The sequence below is a fragment of the Streptomyces sp. NPDC058964 genome (assembly GCF_042741275.1).
Classification (GTDB): domain Bacteria; phylum Actinomycetota; class Actinomycetes; order Streptomycetales; family Streptomycetaceae; genus Streptomyces.
The window spans coordinates 1-1,370 of record NZ_JBHYKH010000703.1 but is presented as its reverse complement, the minus strand read 5'-3'; the positions used below and the strand labels follow the sequence as shown (position 1 = coordinate 1,370).

General features: G+C 72.5%; 2 protein-coding genes. Both read right to left on the bottom strand.

Annotated features, from left to right (window positions below; all coding sequences use genetic code 11):
• On the bottom strand, positions 1-367 hold a 367-nt coding region (locus ACFW2E_RS43300; protein ID WP_384476610.1), incomplete at its 3' end, for a DUF4118 domain-containing protein.
• Positions 367-1,370 (bottom strand): sensor histidine kinase (locus ACFW2E_RS43295; protein WP_384476608.1); only part of this gene is annotated, 1,004 nt, incomplete at its 5' end. The genes ACFW2E_RS43295 and ACFW2E_RS43300, both read right to left, overlap by 1 nt.

Here is a 1,370-nt window from a genome sequence, read left to right as displayed (position 1 = left end):
GTTGCGAGACCATCAGGCCCACGCCGAGCAGCAGGACGGCGGTTTCGACATCTGCGGATGCGGTGATGTCGAACGTCTGGTAGGGCCGGGTCAGGAAGAAATCGAACCAGGCCGCCGCCGACAGTGCCGCCACGACGCCCGCCGTACGGCTGCCCAGCGCGGCCACCGCGACGACCACCACCACGAGAATCAGCGCGGCATTCGTGTGCGACAGGTCGGTGTGGAATGGCACGAGAGCGAGTGCCACCAGGAACGGGGCCGCCACGCCGGCCGCCAGGGCGAGCCGGTCGCGCAGCGACCAGGCGCGGACGGTGGTGTTGGCCCCGCGTGTGCGGTGCAGTCGCCAGGTGCCGGTCTCGGTGCTCATCACGCACCTCCTACGCTCTGCTCGGTTGATTCGGCACCCACGGCCTGCTCTGCCTGCTCGGCGAGGGGCAGTGACACGACCATGGTCAGGCCGCCGCCGGGGGTGTCCTCGGGAGTGAGGGTGCCGTTCATCGCCTCGGTCAGGCCGCGTGCGAGGGCGAGCCCGAGGCCGAGTCCGGTGGTGTTGTCGGTGTCCCCGAGCCGCTGGAACGGCTCGAAGAGGCGATCCCGGCCCGTCGGCGGGAGGCCGGGGCCGCGGTCCACGACCCGCAGCTCCACCCTCCCGTCCAAGGCGCTGGCGCTGACCAGTACCTTCTGTCCGGGAGGGGTGTGGCGGGCGGCGTTGACGGCGAGGTTGGCGATCACCCGCTCCAGTAGCGGCGGGTCGGTCAGCACCGCCGGGATCTCCTCTACATCCGCCACCTCGACACCGGGTACGTCCGCGAGCGCCATGGGCAGCACCTCCTCCAGCGAGGTGGGACGCAGGTTCAGCGTGAGGGCACCCGCTTCCAGGCGGCTGAGGTCGAGGAGGTTCTCCACCAGGCGGTTGAGCTTGGCCATGGACTCGTCGGCGGTGGCGAGGAGTTCGTCGCGGTCGGCGGCGGAGAATTCGACGTCGCGGCTGCGCAGGGAGGTGACGGCGGCCCAGCCCGCGGCGAGCGGGGTGCGCAGGTCGTGTCCGACGGCCCGCAGCAGCGCCGTACGCATCCGGTCGGCGGCCTTGACGGGCTCGACCTCGGCCGCCGCCTCGGCCAGACGGGCTCGCTCGACCGCGGAGCCGACATGTGCGGCGAACGCGGCCAGCACACGGCGCTCGGAAGAGGACAGGGGGCGGCCGCGCAGCACCAGGTACTCCCCCGGACCAGCCGGCACGGCGGTGACACCCTCGGCGTCCGGCGGCTCGTCGACCAGCTCCGCCGACTCCATGCCGAAGGTCTCCCGTGTGCGCTCCAGCAGAGCGGGGAGGGTCGCGCCGCCGCGCACGATGGTGCCGGCCAGGGACG